This window comes from Amycolatopsis sp. WAC 01376 (genome assembly GCF_003947415.1).
Classification (GTDB): Bacteria; Actinomycetota; Actinomycetes; order Mycobacteriales; family Pseudonocardiaceae; genus Amycolatopsis.
This window is the reverse complement of sequence record NZ_QHKL01000001.1, coordinates 1,688,926-1,705,482: the sequence shown is the minus strand read 5'-3', so window position 1 is coordinate 1,705,482 and position 16,557 is coordinate 1,688,926. Positions and strand designations below refer to the sequence as shown.

Genomic DNA, 16,557 nt, shown 5'->3' with positions numbered 1-16,557 from the left:
CCTTCTATCGCTCAGCTCAGGTGAACGTATTCATAGTCGAACGGTTTCCCGTTGATGCCCTGGCGTGGCGGCGCCACCCAGCTCGCGATCTTTCCTCGCTCGTACACCGGGTGCATCAGCGATCGGACGAAAGTCAGGTCTTCGGGTGTGGGCAGCCACTTGCGTTTGCCGGCCAGCCAGGTCCGCTCGTCGACAACGGTGCCGTCGGGCGTCACATGGTGGCCGGAGTTTATGCCGACTTCGCGATTGAATCCAGGGTGCGGGAGGACGAATCGAAAGTCGATCCCGGCCTCGTCGAGGATCTTGTTCCAGCGGTTGACCCCGGTCTGGCAGTCGGCGCGGTATTCTTCCCGCAGGTCGAGGTTCAGCAGCAGGATGGCCGGGTGTTCGTCGGTCCCCCAGGTGCCGTCGGCCCTCGGCTTGGACAGCGTTCCGGCGGCGTCGGTGAGCTTGTGGTCGTCCTTGCGGCGGGCCTCCTGCCAGCGGCCTTTCAGCCCGGCGGTGTAGTAGTTCGCCGCGTTGGTCGAGGTCTCGCCGCCGAACAGGTCGAGTGAGACGGTGTAGTGGAAGTTGAGGTAACGCTGGATGACGTCCAGCGGGATCCCGCCGTGCCCGGCGATGTCGAAGGTGTCGTGCTCGCGGATCAGTTCGGCACTGCGGGTGACCACCCGGTCGACCCCGGTGGTGCCGACGAACATGTGGTGCGCCTCTTCCTTGAGCATGAATTCACAAGTGCGGGAAAGCGGATCGAAGCCGCTTTCCTTGAGGGTGCCGAGCTGGTATTTGCCATCGCGATCGGTGAAATAGGTGAACATGTAGAACGCGAGCCAATCCGCGGTCTCCTCATTGAAGGCGCCGAGGATCCGCGGGGCGTCCGGACTTCCGGAATTCCGGAGCAGCAACCCTTCCGCCTCGTCCCGGCCTTCGCGGCCGAAGTAGGCGTGCAGCAGATACACCATCGCCCACAGATGACGGCCTTCTTCGACATTGACCTGGAAAAGGTTCCGCAGATCGTAGAGGCTCGGCGCGGTGAGCCCCAGCAGTTTCTGCTGTTCGACCGACGCGGGTTCGGTGTCCCCCTGGATGACGATGAGCCGCTGCAGGTCGGCGCGGTACTCGCCGGGGACCTGCTGCCACGCCCGTTCGCCCTGGTGCTCGCCGAAGGTGATGACGCGGTCCGGATCCGGCTCCGCGAGGAAGATCCCCCACCGGTAGTCGGGCACGTTGACGTGGTCGAAATGCGCCCAACCGTCCCGGCCGACGCTGACCGCGGTGCGCAGGTACACGCCCTGCGTCCGCAATGTGGGGCCCATTTCGCCCCACCAGTCCAGGAATTTCGGCTGCCAGCCCTCCAGCGCCCGCTGGAGCCGCCGATCACCGGAGAGGTCGACGTTGTTGGGGATCTTGGCGTCGTAATCGATCTTGGTGGGCATGAGCTGTTCAAACCCGCTTCCTGTCGAAGACGGCCTTCTGACCAGTACCGTAGCGACGCAACGCGCCCTCGGGACCGGATGCGTTCGGACGGGTGAAGATCCAGTTCTGCCAAGCGGCCAGGCGGCCGAAGATCTTGCTTTCCAGCGTCTCGGGGCCGACGAACCGGTGGTTCGCCTCCATTCCGGTCAAGGCGTCCGGGCTGAGCGAAGCCCGTCCTTCCAGCGCGATCCGGATCTCGTCCTCCCAATCGAGGTCGTCCGGGGCGTCGGTGACCAGGCCGAGTTCGTTCGCTTCTTCTGGGCTCAGCTGTTTTTCGCGTTCCTCCGCAAGCCTCTTGACGTGCTCCGGGTCGCCGAAAAACCGGGATTCCAGGCGGGTCAAGCCGTTGCCCATCGGCAGTCGGCCGAAGTTGGCTTCGGACAACGTGATCGAGGCGCGTTCTTCGCTTTCTTCGTCGTCGATCGGCGGACCGTCCAAGATGTACTGCCGGTCCGCGGCGAGCGCGAGCTCCAGCAGAAGCCCGGCGAAGCAGCTACCAGGTTCGATGAGCGCAATCAGGCTGCGACTGGTGACGTCGAGGCGCTTCAGCGTCCGCTTGAAGTAGTGGACGATTTCGTTGCTCAGACAGTCTTTCGCGTCGAACACGGCGCGCTCGTGTTCGAGAACCTTCGCAGGATCGCCTTCGGTGCGGAGTACCCACGTGCCGAGTTCGGGTTCGTTGGTACGCAGGCGAAGGATCGCGTCGTCCAGTTCGCGGGTGACGTCCAGTAGCCAGCCGTCGTCGTCCTCGGGCCCCTTGACGGTGATCGTCGCTTCAGTCTTGCCACGGGCGATGTCGACGTAACGATGCTTGAGTGGCTTCAGTTCGACACCTTCGCCGTCGAGCCGCTCGCTCGTCCGCGCGAAGTCCTTCGCCCTGGCCAGCACGGCTTCGCGGAAACCCTGCCGCGGCACGAGCTCGTCGACGAGCCGCCAGTCGACGGCCGTCCGTCCCTTCACCCCGTCGGGGCGAGTGGCGAAGACGTCGGCGAGGTCCCGCCGCACGCCACGTTTGTCGACCACCCTGGTGAGCCCGCCGGTGCCGGGGAGGACGCCGAGAAGGGGTACTTCCGGCAGCGCCACGGTCGAGGAGTTGTCGTCGACCAGCAGGATCTTTTCGCAGGCGAGCGCGATTTCGTAGCCGCCGCCGGCGCAGGTGCCGTTGACCGCCGCGACGTAGATCTGCCCGGAGTGCGCGGTGGCGTCCTCCATGGCGTTACGGGTCTCATTGGTGAACTTGCAGAAGTTCACCTTCCACTCGTGCGACGACGACGCCAGCATGCGGATGTTCGCGCCGGCACAGAAGACGTTGTCCTTCGCACTGGTCACGATGACCACGCGGACCTCGGGATGTTCGAACCGCAGCCGCTGCGTCGCGTCGTACAACTCGATGTCGACGCCGAGGTCGTACGAGTTGAGTTTGAGCTCGTAACCCGATACGAGACCCCCGTCGGCGTCGACATCGAGTTCGAGCCACGCGACGTCGCCGTCGGTGGACAGTTTCCAGTGCCGGTAGCCGCTGGGATGACGTTCGAACGTCACCGATGTGGTCCGCGTCACCCTTCCGATTGTCTACATGGCACTGACTACCGTCAATGTTATGTAGAAAGTTGGTCACGGAGCAGGTCGAGGAAACGAGCCCAGTCGCCACCCTTGCGAATGACGGACGACAGGGCACCGACCAGCAGATAGACGTCGGCGACCGTGCAATCCGAACGAAGGAGGCCGGCGGCCTGATCGTGGGCGATGACTTCGGCGACCACGGTTTCGAGCCGCTCGCGAGCGGTACCGCGCGGCTCACTCCCCGGCCGCCCGCGGGCCGAATCGATGGCGGCGGTGAGCCCGCGATCGCGGGACAACAGCTCGCCGACATACCGGAAATAGCGCTCCAGACCGGAATCTTCGCCGAAGCAGTGCCTCCGGGCGTACTGCTCGATCTCCGCGAACCGGTGCTCCGCCGCCGCCTCGACCAGCGCTTGGCGGTCCGGGAAATGCCGGTACACGGTCCCCACGCCGACGCCCGCCGCGCGCGCGATTTCCGGCATCTGCACGTCTTCCCCGCGTTCGGCGAACATCGCACGCGCGACTTCGACCACCCGAGCCCGATTGCGCTCCGCGTCCGCTCGCGGCTTGGTTGACAACCCGCCCTCCCTCGCGATTAAGTGGAAACGGAGTCCGCTTCCGATTGAAGGAGAGCATAACATGTCGAAAGACCGCTTCATCCTGCTCAAACCCGGCGAGGCCCGGCCCGGCCGCGTGCCGCTGCCGCGCGCGTTCAGCGTCAAGGCGATGACCGAGGACACCGAGACGAGGTTTTCGCTGCTCGAGGTCACCGTCGCCATGGACATCCCGCGGCACGTGCACCACGAGGCCGACGAGTGCATCTACGTCCTCGAAGGCGAACTCGGCATCGACTTCGACGACGAGAGCCACATCGCGGCCAAGGGCACGTTCGTCCTGCTGCCGCGCGGTGTCCCGCACGCCCTGCGACGCGTTTCCGAACCGCCTCGGGTTCTCCAGATCTCGTCTCCCGGCGGCTGGGAGCACTACCTGGAGGACCTGTTCGAAGCGGGACCCGCCGTCTTCACCGATGGGGCGATCGATCCGGCGAAGATCAACCGGGTCGCCGCGCCCCACCACATCACTTACGGCGGCTGACCGTCACGCGGGCACGGAGGTCCGGTTGAGCTTCGTCGCCGCCCAGGTCACGAAGGCCCACAGCAGCAGCGCGGCCGCCGTGTCGGTGTAGATCGTGGCGAACCAGAAGGCCGGGATCTGCGGCACGGCGACCAGGAAGTGACCGAGACTCGCCAGCCCGGACAGCGAAAAGACCATCAGGAACGCGAGCGCCCGCCAGTAACGTCCGCGCAGATAGTCGCGGTAGCCGAGCACGCCGAACGTCGTGAAGAGAACGTAGGCGACGACGACCAAGGTGGCGGCGAGCCCCACCGAGATCCCCTCGACCTGCGGATAGTCCGCCGCCCTGATCACGTTGTGCGCGTAGTGCAACGTGGTGGACAGCAGCGTGAAGGCCAGGATCAGCCGCAACGCGGTGAGTCCCCGGTTCTGAAGAGCTTCCATTTTTGCCCCCTTGCGATTTGATAGATCGCTCTAGCGAGAGAGCGTAGCTCACGGGTCGGGGTGGGTGAAGGGGACTTTCGTCCCGTGCGATGGGGGTGAGCGGGCCGGCATCGGGAGCAAGGGACCTTTGCTACCGCAGGCGACCACCGTGGCATGACCGGACCGGCATCGGGAAGGTGTGTGGGAATAGGGACATCGAGCGTCCCTATTCCCACACACCCCTCACCCCGCGTAGCGCCCCTTGCCGACCGTGTGGATTTTGGGACGTCAGATGTCCCAAAACCCACACGGTCACCTGAGGGAGCAAGGACCCTTGCTACCGCGAGCGATCGTCGACGGCGGCCTCTCGGCGGTCGGAATTGTCGGTGGGTGCGCGTAGACAAGGACGAGTGCCCGAAGCGACCGTGCCCCTGATCGGGGTCGAGAACCTGAAGATGCCCGAATGGGCCACGGTCGACGAGACCGTGGCCGAAGCGGGGATGGTCAAGGCCATCCGCACGCTCCCGTCCGCGGTGGCCATCGTGCTGCGGCTGGCCTGGCGGACGTCGCCGCGGCTGACCCTGCTCGCCGGCGTCGTCCACCTCCTTTCGGGCTGTGTCACGGCGTTCGGCCTGCTCGCCACCGCGAACGTGTTCATCGCGCTGCTGGAGAACGGGCCGACGCCGGACAGGGTGCTGGAATCGCTGCCCGCGCTGCTGGTCGTCGTCGGCACGTACGCGTTGCGCGCCCTGCTCGACACCGCGGTGGCCGCGGTCGAGGGGGCGCTCCGGCCGCGGGTCGTGACTTCGGCGGGCGACGAGGTCACCGCCGCGATGGTCCGGGTCCGGTTGCTGGCCTTCGAGGACGCCGATTTCCGGGAGCTGGCCAGGCAGGGCGCGCGGTACGGCGTCCGCTCGATCGAGATGAGCCTGCGCTGGGTCGCGGATCTGACGTCGGCGCTGATCTCGCTGGTCGCCGCGCTGGTGGCGGCCGGTCTCCTCAACCCGTGGCTCGCGCCGGTGCTGCTGCTCGCCGCGGTGGCCGACGGCTGGGCGGCGGCGAAGGTCGCGCGGCTGAACTACCGGCATTATCTCGACACCGTCGGCCGGAACATCCGGAAGGACATCGTCGAGGAGGTGGCCACCTGGCGCACCTTCGCCCTCGAACGGCACGCCCTCACCTTGCAGGAGCCGTTGCTCCACGAGTACCGGCGGATCACCGAAAGCCTGATGCGCGAAGAGGTCCGGCTCGCGCATCGCAGCAACCTGGTCCGGCTGACCGGGCGCGCGGCGGCCGGGGTGGGCACCGCCATCGCGTATCTGGTGCTCGGCCTCCTCCTCTACACCGGGCAGATGGAGCTCGCCCTCGCCGGAACGGCCGCGCTCGCCATGCGGTCGGCGTCGAATTCGCTGTCCATCACGATGCACGCGGTGAATTCCCTGTACGAAGAGTCGTTCTACATCGCCTTCTTCCAGCGGCTGCTCGTGGAATCCGAGAAACGCGGTCCGGCGAAGGACGGGGTCGCCGCTCCATCCGATCCGGCGGAGATCCGGCTGGAGAACGTCGGTTTCACCTATCCGGGCCAGGAAAATCCCGCGCTGCGCGAGGTTTCGCTGACCATCCGGCGCGGCGAGGTGATCGCCCTCGTCGGCGAGAACGGTTCGGGCAAGACCACGTTGGGCAAGCTGCTCACCGGGCTGTATCCGCCCTCGGAAGGGAAAGTGTGCTGGGACGACGTCGATCTCGCGGACGCCGATCACGAGTCGGTGCACGCCAACATCGCCGTGATCGCGCAGGATCCCGCCGAATGGCCGATGACGGCGGAGCACAACGTGACCGTCGGCAGGCTCGGCCGGGAGGACCCGGAACGCGCCGCGTGGCACGACGCGATCATCTCTTCCGGCGCCGACGAAGTGATCGAATCCTTGCCCGCCAAGGAGAGAACGGTGCTGTCCAAGAAGTTCAACGACGGGCAGGACCTCTCGGGCGGGCAGTGGCAGCGGATGGGCATCGCCCGCGGGATCTACCGCGACGCCGCCGTCCTGGTCGCCGACGAGCCGACGGCCGCGCTCGACGCGAAGGCCGAGGCGCGGGTCTTCGCCGGTCTGCGGCACGCGAGCGTGTCCGGGGCGGGCAGGCGCACGACCATCCTGGTCACCCACCGGCTGGCCAACATCCGTTCCGCGGACCGGATCCTGGTGCTGGAGAAAGGACGGCTGATCGAGCAGGGCACGCACGCCGAACTCATCGAAGAAGGAGGTCTCTACCACGAGCTTTACGAAATCCAGGCCCGTGCGTATCGCGGCGAGTGAGCGGGTAACCGGTCGGTGAGAAAGCCCCGATCCAGCGGAGGAAGCATGTCCGACCAGGAAGACCGCGAAGCAGCCGACGGCCCCAGCCCCGCCGACGCGTCCGAGGAGGCCGTCCAGCTCAGCAGGCCCGACGGCGGCGAGCCGGGCGACACCGAGCCGGAAGAGATCGCCGAAGACGAAGGCACGCAGCGAGCAGCCGGGCCGGAGAGTCAGGCTGTTCACATCGAAGACGCGTAGCCGTTTTCGCCGCCGCCGGTCACACTGTGCTGATGCCGGAGATGATCGCCGAAGTGAACGGCGTCGAGCTGTGCCACGAGACGTTCGGTTCGCCGGACGGCAGGCCGTTGCTGATGATCATGGGCCTGGCCTCGCAGATGATCTGGTGGGACGACGAGCTCTGCGAGAACCTCGCGGCCGAGGGGTTCTTCGTCATCCGCTACGACAACCGGGACGCCGGCCGGTCCAGCCGGATGACCGGGCGGGCGAGCCTGCCGCTCGCGTACGCCCTGCGCACGGCGCCGTACTCCCTGGCGGACATGGCGGGCGACGCCGCCGGACTGCTGACGAAACTCGGCGTCGAGAGCGCACATGTCGTGGGCGCGTCGATGGGCGGGATGGTCGCGCAGACCCTGGCCATCGAGTATCCGTCGCGGGTGCGTTCGCTGACCTCGATCATGTCGACCACCGGCAACCGGTTCGTCGGGCGGCCGAGCGCCAAGGCGATGGCGATGCTGCTTTCGGCGCCTCCGCGTGATCGTGCGCAGTACGTCGAGTCCTTGGTGCGCACCTTCCGCGTCATCGGCTCGCCCGGTTACCCGTTCGACGAGGCGCGGATGCGTGAGCGCGCGGAGCGGTCGTTCGATCGCGGCGTGAATCCCGGCGGGACGGCGCGGCAGCTGGCTGCCGTCGTTTCGAGCCGGGATCGCTTCCGCGCGTTGCGGAAACTCGACATGCCCGCGCTCGTCGTGCACGGTTCGAAGGATCCGCTCGTGCACGTTTCCGGCGGCCGGGCGACGGCCCGCGCGCTGCGGGAGTCCGAAGTGGACATCGTGCCGGGGATGGGGCACGACCTGCCGCGGGCGATCTGGCCGCGGTTGACGCGCGGACTGGTCCGCACGGCCGACCGCGCCGACGTCAAGACCCGGCGAGCGTGATCGAGCCCAGATGCGAGAAGTGCGCCGCCACCCGTGAACCCGGGCGAAGGTCGACGGCGTCGGTCATCCCGCCGGTGAGCACGATCCAGCCGGGCTCCAGCGCGAGCCCACGGGCGCCGAGGGTGTTGGCCGCCAGCGCCAGTGCTTCCGCCGGATGGCCCTGCACGGCCGCACCGGTGGCGGTGTCGACGATGGCGCCGTCGACCTCCAGAAGCGCCGCCTCCAGCGAAAGGTCCACTGTGGACGGATCGACGCCGACCGGGCCCAGCGTGAAGTACGCGGAGAAACCGTTGTCCGCCACGGCGTCCGGCAGCTTTCCCCGATAGTCACGGTAGCGGCTGTCGACGATCTCGATGCCGCCGTGGACCCGGCTCACCGCCGTCATCGCGGTCGCCGCGGTCACGCCGGGGCCCGAAAGTCGTTCACCCAGCACGAAAACCAGCTCGGGCTCCGCACGCGGGTGGATCAGCGAGGGCACCGGGACACCGGCGGGCAGGACCATGGCGTCGGTCAGCCAGGCGAGCAACGGCGTGTCGATCCCCATCCGCTGTCGCATCGCCTGCGAGGTCAAGCCCAGCTTGACCCCGATGAGCGTCTCGCCGCGTTCCAGCCTGAGCCGGAGCGCCTCGTCCTGGATCGCGTACGCGGTTTCGACGTCCAAAGCGGGCCACGAATCCGTCAGCGGCTCGCGTTCTTCCCCGGACAGCAGCGCTTCCGCCGCCTCCCGCACGTCAAGGCTCACGGCCGCTCCTCCCCGGAGAACTTCGCGGTGACACTGCCGAGCCCCGCCATCGTCGCGACCACGGTGTCGCCGGGGCTCACCGGGATCGCGCGTGTCATCGAGCCCGGCAGCACGACGTGCCCCGGTTCCAGCGCGACGCCGAGCGGCCCGATCGTGTTCGCGAGCCACACCAGCGCGTTCACCGGCGAGCCGAGCACCGCGCCGCCGGCACCGGTGGCCGCGACCTCACCGTTCTGGTGCAGGACACAGCCCACCAGCCGCAGGTCGACGTCGCCGATCGCGGTCGGCCTGCTGCCGAGGACGACCCCACCGGAGGACGCGTTGTCCGCGATGGTGTCGACGATGCTGATCTTCCAGTCCTGGATGCGGGAATCGACGATCTCCAGCGCCGGGACGACGAAGTCCACCGCCCGCAGCGCGTCCGCCACCGTGACCCCTGGGCCGCACAGCCGCGAGCCGAGCACGAACGCGATCTCCGGTTCGATCTTCGGCTGCAGGAACCCGCCGATCGGGATCGGCTGATGTTCGAGGTGGAACATCGAACCGGTCAGATGGCCGTAGTCGGGCTGGTCGACGCCCATCTGCCGCTGCATGGCGGCGGACGCGAGGCCGACCTTGTGCCCGCGCACACCGTCGCCGCGTTCGGCCCAATGGTGGACGAGCCGCTGCTGGATGCGGTACGCGTCCTCCAAGGTCGCGGCGGGATACGTCTCGATGAGGGGCGCGATCGGCTTGCCGGTCTCGTACGCGCTGAGCAGCGCGGCCGCGGCCTCCTGCAGCGTGCTGGCGTCCATGGGCTCCTTCCGACAGTCGGACTCTCCCGCGTCACCAGTGCCCGCACAAGACGGCCGTTCCACTGGCCGGTACGAACAGATTAGGCCGAAAGGGTCTCGCACGACCCCGATCATCACCTAGCCTGCTCCCATGTCCGATTGGAAGCTCTCACGGGCGAAGGCCAGGATCGACCGCCGCGAAGAGCTCGACGAGCTCACCGCGCGCATCCGTTACGAGGTGCGGGTGCACCTCAACGAGCCCACCGCGCACAACGCCTACGACGAGCTGACCGACATCTTCGCCATCGGGCACGCGGAGTGTTCGGCGCTGCTCAAGCACCGCCGTGTCCTGCCACTGTGGGAGCGGCTGCTACTCCAGCGCTACACCCGCCGTCTCTACGGCAAGGCCGTCTCCTCGACCATCGGTGACCTCCCCGCCGACGCGGGACCGGCGCCCGCGGCCGCGTTCGGCCAGGAGATCGCTTCCTTGACCCCCGATTCCGGCGACACCGGCGCGAAGTTCGATCTGCAGGGCCGCGGCCTGGTCAACGTCTTCCGGATCGCCGCCGGGCGGCACGGCGAGAGCTGGCCGGACCGCCACGACGTCGCGACGACGTCCGCGCGCAGCGTCCTGACCTGTTCGACGGTGTTCCTGCGGCGCCGCGCCTGGCACGTCGTCTGGCCGGTGTACCGGGTGCGCGGCCTGCGGCTCTGGAAACTCTAGGAATTCACGGCCGCCCGCCGTGGCTCAGGTATGTCCTGACCGTTTCACGTGATCAGGCGGACGACACACGTGTTCGGATGGACGACACGCGTGATCACGCGGACGACTCGAGGCGGACCTCGGCCGCAGGGCGTGTCGTCCGCCTGATCACGCGTGTCGTCCGCCTGATCACGCGTGTCGTCCGGTCAGTCACGTGAAATCGCCGGTACTGGAACGCCTCCGTACCTCAGCAGGAATTCACGGCCGCCCGCCGTCGTTGAACCGGGTATGACCGATCGCGCCACCGAGATCCTCGCCGGATCGAACACGATCGCCGTCGTGGGGCTGAGCCGTGATCCGGCCAAGGCCTCGCACGGGGTCGCCGCCGTACTGCAGGCACACGGGTTCCGGATCATCCCCGTCCACCCTTCGGCCGACGAGCTGCTGGGCGAAAAGGTCTACCGCTCCCTCACCGACATCCCGGAGCCGGTCGACCTGGTCGACGTCTTCCGCCCGGCCGAAGACACCCCGCCGATCGCCGAACAGGCCGTCGCGATCGGCGCCAAGGCGCTCTGGCTGCAACAGGGCATCGTCTCCGCCGAGTCCCGTCGGATCGCCGAAGAAGGCGGTCTGGCCTATGTCGAAGACCGCTGCACGGCCGTCGTCCGAGCGGTCGCGAATCTGTCGGTGCGTTAGAAACGTACTCCGGGCCGAACCCTCGCCGCGATTTTCCGGCGAGGGTTCTTTCATGTCCGTGAACAGAAAAATGACCCCTGAAGTCATACGCCGAATCGGAACCCGCCGAACGGATTGGGCCGAACCGGTGATCTTGACCGAACCGCCCCGAACAGGGAAAACTTGTCCGGTAGCCACTTTGTTAAGAAACCTTCCCAACGTCGGGCCGAGCTGTTAACGTCCGAACCCGCTTAGCGGAAACAGGTGCCGATCATCGGTACCCCGGTCCAACGGAGGGGCGAAGTGGGCACACCACGAGGCCTGGATTCCAGTGGCACACTCGAGCGCGGACTAGCGGTTCTCGAGCACGTCGGCAAGAACCAGGAGATTTCCACCAACGCGATCGCACGAGCTCTGGGTCTCTCCCGGAGCGCGGCGTACCGCATCGTCGGCACCCTCAAGAACCTCGAATACCTCGAAGCCGATCGCGCCACCGGCCGCGTGCGGCTCGGCACCCGGCTGGTCGAACTCGGCGCCCGCGCGATGGCGGCGACCGATCTCCACCGCTGCGCGCCGCGCTATCTCGCGTCGCTCGCCGAGCGGAGCGGCGAGACGACGTACCTCGCCGTCCCGGACAACGACACGATGGTCTACGTCGCCACCGAACGCAGCGCCAACGCCGTCACCCTCGCCTGCCGTCTCGGCACCCGCCGTCCGCAGCACGCGACGTCGCTGGGCAAGGCGTGGCTGGCGGCACTGCCCGAACAGGACCGCGTCGAACGCATCCGCCGGATGAAACTCGACAGTCTCACGCTCAAGACGATCAACGATCCGGTCCGGCTGCTCGACGACCTGGCGAGGACGAGCCGCCGCGGCTGGGCCGTGGACGACGTCGAAAACGAACCGGACGTCGGTTGCGTGGCCGCCGCCGTCCGCGACCACACCGGACGGCCGATCGCCGCGATCAGCATCGCGGGCCCGGCGGGCCGGGTGCTCCGCCGCACCGACGAACTGGGCGCGACGGTGGCCGGGACCGCCGCCGCGCTTTCACTCCGGCTGGGTTACGTCCGCGCGCAAAGGGGCTGAGGTGGGCTGGGTCCAGGACTACCAGCCGGCGGGCGGGCTGTGGCTGTCCGCGGCGCTGGCGGCGTTGCCGATCGTCGTGCTGCTGGTGACGCTGGGAGTCCTGCGCCGATCGGCGCGGCTCTCGGCGGCGCTGGCGCTGATCACCGCGCTGCTGGTCGCGGTACTGCTGTACCGCATGCCCGCCGGGCTCGCCTTCGATTCCGCGGCCATGGGCCTCGTGTTCGGGGTGTGGTCGGTGGCCTGGATCGCGTTCCACGCCGTGTACTTCCACAACGTCACCATCGCGACCGGACGATTCGACGACATCAAGGCGGTCCTCGCCGGATTCAGTGAGGACCGCCGCCTCCAGGCGTTGCTGATCGCGTTCGGGTTCGGCGGGCTGCTGGAGGGGATCGCGGGCGGCGGCTCGCCGATCGCGATCACCGCGGCGATGATGGCCGCACTCGGTTTCCCGCCGGTGAAGGCGGTCGTGCTCGCGTTACTGGCGAACACCGCGCCGGTCGCGTTCGGTGGCCTCGGCAATCCGCTGATCGTGCTCGGCAGGCTGACCGCGCCGATCCTCGACATGAAACAGGAACAGGCGACGGAACTGTTCTCGTCGATGGTCGGGCGCCAGCTGCCCTTTCTGGCGCTGATCATCCCCGGATTCCTGATCGTGGTCCTCGCGGGCTGGAAACGGATGATCGAGGTCTGGCCCGCCGTGCTCACCGCGGGCCTTTCGTTCGCGGTCATGCAGTTCGTCACCTCGAACTTCATCAGCCCGAGCCTCGTCGACGTCGTCGCCGCGCTCGCCGCGATGGCCTCGCTGTGGATACTGACACGCTTCTGGCAGCCGTCGGCGGTTTGGCGTTTCGACGGCGAAGAGCCGGTGAAGGCCGGGGCGAGTCTCGGCGCGGCGAAAGCCGGGCGAGGCGCGCTGCACGCGTGGGCGCCGTACATCGTCCTGATCGCGGCGATCTTCCTTTCCCGGATCGGCACGATCTTCAAGAACCTGCCCGAATGGCTGGACCTGACGAAGCTGCTGCACAAGGCCGACTGGGTGTTCGCATGGCCGGGGCTGCACAAGGAGGTCGTCCAGCACGCGCCGATCACGCCGAAGGACACCCCGTACGCGGCGACGTTGACCGTCGATTTCCTTTACTCGCCAGGAACCGTGGCCCTGATCGCGGCGATCGTGGCAGGCTTCGCGATGGGCGCGAAACCGGGGCTGCTGCTGGCCACCTACCGCCGGACACTGCACCAGATGCGGTGGGCGCTGGCGACGATCTTCATGATCCTCGCGATCGCGTTCGTCATGAACTACTCGGGTGCGACGCAGACCCTCGGTCTCGCGCTGGCGACCACCGGGGTGCTGTTCCCGTTGTTCTCCGCCTACATCGGCTGGCTGGGCGTCTTCCTCACCGGATCGGACGCGTCGACGAACAGTCTCTTCGGGCCGATGCAGGTGATTTCCGCGCAGCAACTGCACGTCGACCCGATCCTCGCCGGTGCCACGAACACCTCCGGCGGCGTGATGGGCAAGATGATCTCGCCACAGAACCTGTCCATCGGCGCCACCGCGATCGGGCAGTCCGGGAAGGAAGGCGCGCTGCTGCGGCAGACGTTCCTGTGGTCGGTCGCGCTGACCGCCGTGGTCGGGGTCATCGCGCTGCTGCAGGCGACCGTGCTGGAGTTCATGATCCCGTCGTGAACGGGAACACGGGAATGTCCACAATGGTCACCCGATCTTTACCGGCCATTGGGCTGGATGGATGAACACCAGGTTCGTTCACCGGAATGGGAACTACCGTTGTCCTCATGCCCATGACGCTGATCAAAGGTACGTTCCAGCTTGTCGGAGCCTCACCGGACGGCGATTCGGTGCGGTTCTATCCCGACGATCCCCAGGCGACGAAGAAGGCGGGCCTGAAGGTCCGGCTCAATTCGCGGGGCGGGATGCAGTTGCGGCTCGACGCGATCGACGCGCTCGAAACGCATTACCAGGCCAGGGGAACCGGCGGGATGTGGCATCAGCCCGCGGAATTCGCCGACGCCGCCGCGGCGAACCTGCTGAAGGTCCTCGGCTTCAAAACGGTCGAACGCGATGAACGGGGAAGGGTCACTTCGGCGACCCCGATCAAGGTGCCGGGTCACATACTGACGCGATTCGCCGACAAATACGGACGAGCGGTGGCGTTCGCCTTTCCAGGACAACGGCCGGGAAGGTCCGCGGACCTTTCCAAGGTCCATCTCGACGTCAAAACGCTGAAGAACTCCGCGAACTACCGGCAGGTGGCGGCCGGCCTCGTCTACCCGACGTTCTATTCACTGCTCTACCCCGATCTCCGTGACGCCTTGGCGGAAGCCGCGGTCAAGGCCCGCACGGATGGGCGCGGGCTGTGGCCGCAGGACGTCACGAACTCCGGGTTCAAGCTCTCGTCACGACGGCAGCTGGCCGACGAACTGGTGATCCTGCCGAAACTGTTCCGCAGGCTCGTCGACTATCTCGCGCTCGACGAAAGCGGTGGGGTCTCGCTCACCGGCTTCTCCGACTTCCTCGATTCCCGCAACGACCGCCTGTTCACCGTCCCGGACGGGCACGCCACGGAATTCGAGACCTTGGTGACCGTGAAGCGGCAGACCGTGAACCTGACGACCGAGCCCGAGCGGATCGTCTTCATCGAGGCCTGAACCGGCCCGTGTCGGCAAAAAGACCGTACCTCCCTCCCCCTCCGCCGTGCTCATCTGAAAGGTGGGAGAGGGAGCCGATGCAAGGACACGGTTCGCGGCGGCCGCTGGAGGCCGGCGGGCGGACGGAGACAGCCTCGAAGCTGGTCGACGTCGTCCGCGTCCTGGTCGTGCGCTACTGCCGGGCGCGGATCGGACGTCGTTCCGGCACCTACGACATCGCCGACGCGATCGCGAAGGACAGCTGCCGCGAAATCCTCGCCGGAGCGGCCGGGGCGGCCGCGCACCTCACGTTCGCCTACGACGTCACGCGCGGCCTCGTCGACGGCTTCCACCGGAGCACCGCCGAACTGCCGAACCCGCTTTCGGGCCTGCCGGGCCAGCAGCGCGAGATCATGGTGCTGCGGTCGCTCGTCGGGCTTTCCGCCGAAGACACCGCGCTGGCGCTCGGCTGCACCGTCCAGGCCGTCCGGCTTGGCCAGCACCGGGCCTTGACCGCGCTGCGCCCCACCCCCGCCTGACGCGTTTCGTCCTCTGAACGCGCTGGTTCGCACCACGCACTACCGCATTCAGAGGACTAAACGCGAGGAGTGCACTCGGCCGCGCGGTTCAGCAGGAGGGTGCGCTCACGGTCGTTCCCGGTCATCTCCGCCGCGCGCTCGAACTCGGCGCGGGCCTCGTCCAGACGGCCGAGCTTCGCCAGGAAGTCGCCGCGCACGCTCGGCAGCAAGTGGTACGACTTCAGCGCGGGCTCCGACGTCAGCTTGTCGACCACCTCGAGGCCCGCTTCGGGTCCGACGGCCATCGACAGCGCCACCGCGCGGTTCAGTTCGATCACCGGTGACGGGTTCAGCTTCCCGAGCCCTTCGTACAAGATCGCGATGCGCGCCCAGTCGGTCTCCTCGCCCGTCCGCGCCCGCGCGTGGCAGGCGGCGATGGCAGCCTGCGCGGCGTAGACCCCGAAAGCGCCGTCCGCGAGCGACTCGGCGAGGTCCAGCGCGGCGAGGCCGCGGCCGATCAGGAGCCGGTTCCATTTCGTCCGGTCCTGATCCAGCAGCAGCACGGGTTCGCCGTTCGGCCCGACGCGCGCGGCCGACCGCGACGCCTGGATCTCCATCAGCGAAACGAGCCCGTGCACCTCGGGTTCCTTCGGCATCAGCCCGGCCAGGATCCGGCCGAGCCGCAGCGCCTCCTCGCACAGCGCCGGCCGCATCCAGTCCTCGCCCGCCGTCGCGGAGTAGCCCTCGTTGAAGATCAGGTAGATCACTTCGAGCACCGACTCCAGGCGCGCGACGCGATCAGCGCCCTCCGGCACCTCGAACGGCACCTTGGCGTCACCGAGCGTCTTCTTCGCGCGGACGATGCGCTGCGCGATGGCGGTCTCCTTGGCGAGGAACGCCCGCGCGATCTCGTGCGTCTGGAGCCCGCCGATCATCTTCAGCGTCAGCGCCACCCTGGCCTCGGTCGAAAGCACCGGGTGGCAGGCGGTGAACACCAGCCGCAGCAGATCGTCCTCGATGTGGTCGTCGAGGCCCGCGGTGAAGTCGGGTTCCTCCTCGAACTCCTGCTCGCGGCCGATCTCGCCGAGCTTCCGTTCGTACCGCTCGTTGCGCCGGAAGGTGTCGACGGCCCGGCGTTTGGCCGTGGTCATGAGCCAGGCGCCCGGATTCCTCGGGACGCCCGACTCCGGCCACTGTTCGAGCGCGGCGACCAGCGCGTCCTGCGCGAGTTCCTCCGCGAGGCCGACGTCGCGCGTCATCCGCGCGAGGCCGGCGATGAGGCGGGCCGACTCGATCCGCCACACCGCGTCGATCGCCGACCGGGGGTCTGCTGTTGCCGTCACGCCGACCAATCAACATCGTCGGCGTGACGACCGCAACCCTGGCCGTGTCCGGTGAGTCTGTTCGATGGG

The 16,557-nt window shown here is 67.7% G+C and carries 17 protein-coding genes; 10 read left to right on the top strand and 7 right to left on the bottom strand.

Going from position 1 to position 16,557, the window contains the following annotated elements:
• Positions 1 to 11: 11 nt before the first annotated feature.
• From boxB to DMH03_RS08195, 3 genes are read right to left on the bottom strand one after another with little or no spacing between them, the layout of a single operon-like run.
• Positions 12 to 1,433 (bottom strand): benzoyl-CoA 2,3-epoxidase subunit BoxB, encoded by a 1,422-nt coding sequence (boxB, locus tag DMH03_RS08205; RefSeq protein WP_125791303.1) that lies wholly within the window; start codon positions 1,431 to 1,433, stop codon positions 12 to 14.
• 7 nt (positions 1,434 to 1,440) lie between these two features.
• On the bottom strand, positions 1,441 to 3,033 hold the full coding sequence (gene boxC, locus DMH03_RS08200; protein WP_125791302.1) for a 2,3-epoxybenzoyl-CoA dihydrolase: 1,593 nt from the start codon (positions 3,031 to 3,033) through the stop codon (positions 1,441 to 1,443).
• 38 nt (positions 3,034 to 3,071) lie between these two features.
• A complete protein-coding gene (locus DMH03_RS08195) occupies positions 3,072 to 3,614 on the bottom strand; it encodes a TetR/AcrR family transcriptional regulator (protein WP_233611324.1) in 543 nt (180 codons plus the stop codon).
• Between the two features lie 61 nt (positions 3,615 to 3,675).
• Here DMH03_RS08195 and DMH03_RS08190 point away from each other — a divergent pair, with 61 nt between their 5' ends.
• Positions 3,676 to 4,131 (top strand): cupin domain-containing protein, encoded by a 456-nt coding sequence (locus DMH03_RS08190; RefSeq protein ID WP_125791301.1) that lies wholly within the window; start codon positions 3,676 to 3,678, stop codon positions 4,129 to 4,131.
• A 3-nt stretch (positions 4,132 to 4,134) separates the two neighbouring features.
• Here the strand turns inward: DMH03_RS08190 and DMH03_RS08185 are convergent, their stop codons facing one another.
• The gene (locus DMH03_RS08185) at positions 4,135 to 4,554 is read right to left on the bottom strand and encodes a hypothetical protein (RefSeq protein ID WP_125791300.1); all 420 of its coding nucleotides are present in this window, start codon (positions 4,552 to 4,554) and stop codon (positions 4,135 to 4,137) included.
• A gap of 389 nt (positions 4,555 to 4,943) precedes the next feature.
• Here DMH03_RS08185 and DMH03_RS08180 point away from each other — a divergent pair, with 389 nt between their 5' ends.
• From DMH03_RS08180 to DMH03_RS08170, 3 genes are read left to right on the top strand one after another with little or no spacing between them, the layout of a single operon-like run.
• Positions 4,944 to 6,845, top strand: coding sequence for an ABC transporter ATP-binding protein (locus DMH03_RS08180; RefSeq protein ID WP_199748714.1), 1,902 nt, complete (start codon positions 4,944 to 4,946; stop codon positions 6,843 to 6,845).
• Between the two features lie 45 nt (positions 6,846 to 6,890).
• Positions 6,891 to 7,082 carry a hypothetical protein gene (locus DMH03_RS08175; protein ID WP_125791299.1) on the top strand — a complete coding sequence of 64 codons (192 nt, stop codon included), beginning with the start codon at positions 6,891 to 6,893 and terminating at the stop codon, positions 7,080 to 7,082.
• A gap of 32 nt (positions 7,083 to 7,114) precedes the next feature.
• A complete protein-coding gene (locus tag DMH03_RS08170) occupies positions 7,115 to 7,999 on the top strand; it encodes an alpha/beta fold hydrolase (RefSeq protein WP_125791298.1) in 885 nt (294 codons plus the stop codon).
• On the opposite strand, the gene DMH03_RS08165 is transcribed toward DMH03_RS08170, so the two are convergent.
• Positions 7,980 to 8,741, bottom strand: coding sequence for a 2-keto-4-pentenoate hydratase (locus tag DMH03_RS08165; RefSeq protein ID WP_199748712.1), 762 nt, complete (start codon positions 8,739 to 8,741; stop codon positions 7,980 to 7,982). The genes DMH03_RS08170 and DMH03_RS08165 overlap by 20 nt on opposite strands.
• A complete protein-coding gene (locus tag DMH03_RS08160) occupies positions 8,738 to 9,535 on the bottom strand; it encodes a 2-keto-4-pentenoate hydratase (protein ID WP_125791297.1) in 798 nt (265 codons plus the stop codon). The genes DMH03_RS08165 and DMH03_RS08160 overlap by 4 nt, the downstream gene beginning before the upstream one ends.
• 130 nt (positions 9,536 to 9,665) lie before the next feature.
• Between DMH03_RS08160 and DMH03_RS08155 the strand changes: the two genes are divergently transcribed.
• The 6 genes from DMH03_RS08155 to DMH03_RS08130 all read left to right on the top strand — a co-directional run bounded on the left by DMH03_RS08155 (position 9,666) and on the right by DMH03_RS08130 (position 15,166).
• A complete protein-coding gene (locus DMH03_RS08155) occupies positions 9,666 to 10,238 on the top strand; it encodes a hypothetical protein (protein ID WP_125791296.1) in 573 nt (190 codons plus the stop codon).
• 267 nt (positions 10,239 to 10,505) lie between these two features.
• Positions 10,506 to 10,913 (top strand): CoA-binding protein, encoded by a 408-nt coding sequence (locus DMH03_RS08150; protein WP_125791295.1) that lies wholly within the window; start codon positions 10,506 to 10,508, stop codon positions 10,911 to 10,913.
• Between the two features lie 282 nt (positions 10,914 to 11,195).
• Positions 11,196 to 11,978, top strand: coding sequence for an IclR family transcriptional regulator (locus DMH03_RS08145; RefSeq protein WP_125791294.1), 783 nt, complete (start codon positions 11,196 to 11,198; stop codon positions 11,976 to 11,978).
• 1 nt (position 11,979) lies between these two features.
• A complete protein-coding gene (locus DMH03_RS08140; protein ID WP_125791293.1) occupies positions 11,980 to 13,668 on the top strand; it encodes an L-lactate permease in 1,689 nt (562 codons plus the stop codon).
• Positions 13,669 to 13,775: 107 nt separating this feature from the next.
• Positions 13,776 to 14,648 carry a nuclease gene (locus DMH03_RS08135; RefSeq protein ID WP_125791292.1) on the top strand — a complete coding sequence of 291 codons (873 nt, stop codon included), beginning with the start codon at positions 13,776 to 13,778 and terminating at the stop codon, positions 14,646 to 14,648.
• 77 nt (positions 14,649 to 14,725) lie between these two features.
• A complete protein-coding gene (locus DMH03_RS08130; protein ID WP_125791291.1) occupies positions 14,726 to 15,166 on the top strand; it encodes a sigma factor-like helix-turn-helix DNA-binding protein in 441 nt (146 codons plus the stop codon).
• 56 nt (positions 15,167 to 15,222) lie between these two features.
• Here DMH03_RS08130 and DMH03_RS08125 read toward each other — a convergent pair whose 3' ends face one another.
• Entirely contained in the window at positions 15,223 to 16,497 is a 1,275-nt protein-coding gene (locus DMH03_RS08125) for an RNA polymerase sigma factor (protein ID WP_125791290.1), read from the bottom strand.
• Between the last annotated feature and the right edge of the window lie 60 nt (positions 16,498 to 16,557).

What these genes read in the sequence shown, in the direction of transcription:
- boxB (WP_125791303.1), bottom strand. Translation starts at nt 1,433, where the DNA reads ATGCCCACCAAGATCGATTACGACGCCAAGATCCCCAACAACGTCGAC.
- DMH03_RS08190 (WP_125791301.1), top strand. Translation starts at nt 3,676, where the DNA reads ATGTCGAAAGACCGCTTCATCCTGCTCAAACCCGGCGAGGCCCGGCCC.
- DMH03_RS08155 (WP_125791296.1), top strand. Translation starts at nt 9,666, where the DNA reads ATGTCCGATTGGAAGCTCTCACGGGCGAAGGCCAGGATCGACCGCCGC.
- DMH03_RS08130 (WP_125791291.1), top strand. Translation starts at nt 14,726, where the DNA reads ATGCAAGGACACGGTTCGCGGCGGCCGCTGGAGGCCGGCGGGCGGACG.
- DMH03_RS08135 (WP_125791292.1), top strand. Translation starts at nt 13,776, where the DNA reads ATGCCCATGACGCTGATCAAAGGTACGTTCCAGCTTGTCGGAGCCTCA.
- DMH03_RS08150 (WP_125791295.1), top strand. Translation starts at nt 10,506, where the DNA reads ATGACCGATCGCGCCACCGAGATCCTCGCCGGATCGAACACGATCGCC.
- DMH03_RS08170 (WP_125791298.1), top strand. Translation starts at nt 7,115, where the DNA reads ATGCCGGAGATGATCGCCGAAGTGAACGGCGTCGAGCTGTGCCACGAG.
- DMH03_RS08185 (WP_125791300.1), bottom strand. Translation starts at nt 4,554, where the DNA reads ATGGAAGCTCTTCAGAACCGGGGACTCACCGCGTTGCGGCTGATCCTG.
- DMH03_RS08175 (WP_125791299.1), top strand. Translation starts at nt 6,891, where the DNA reads ATGTCCGACCAGGAAGACCGCGAAGCAGCCGACGGCCCCAGCCCCGCC.
- DMH03_RS08160 (WP_125791297.1), bottom strand. Translation starts at nt 9,535, where the DNA reads ATGGACGCCAGCACGCTGCAGGAGGCCGCGGCCGCGCTGCTCAGCGCG.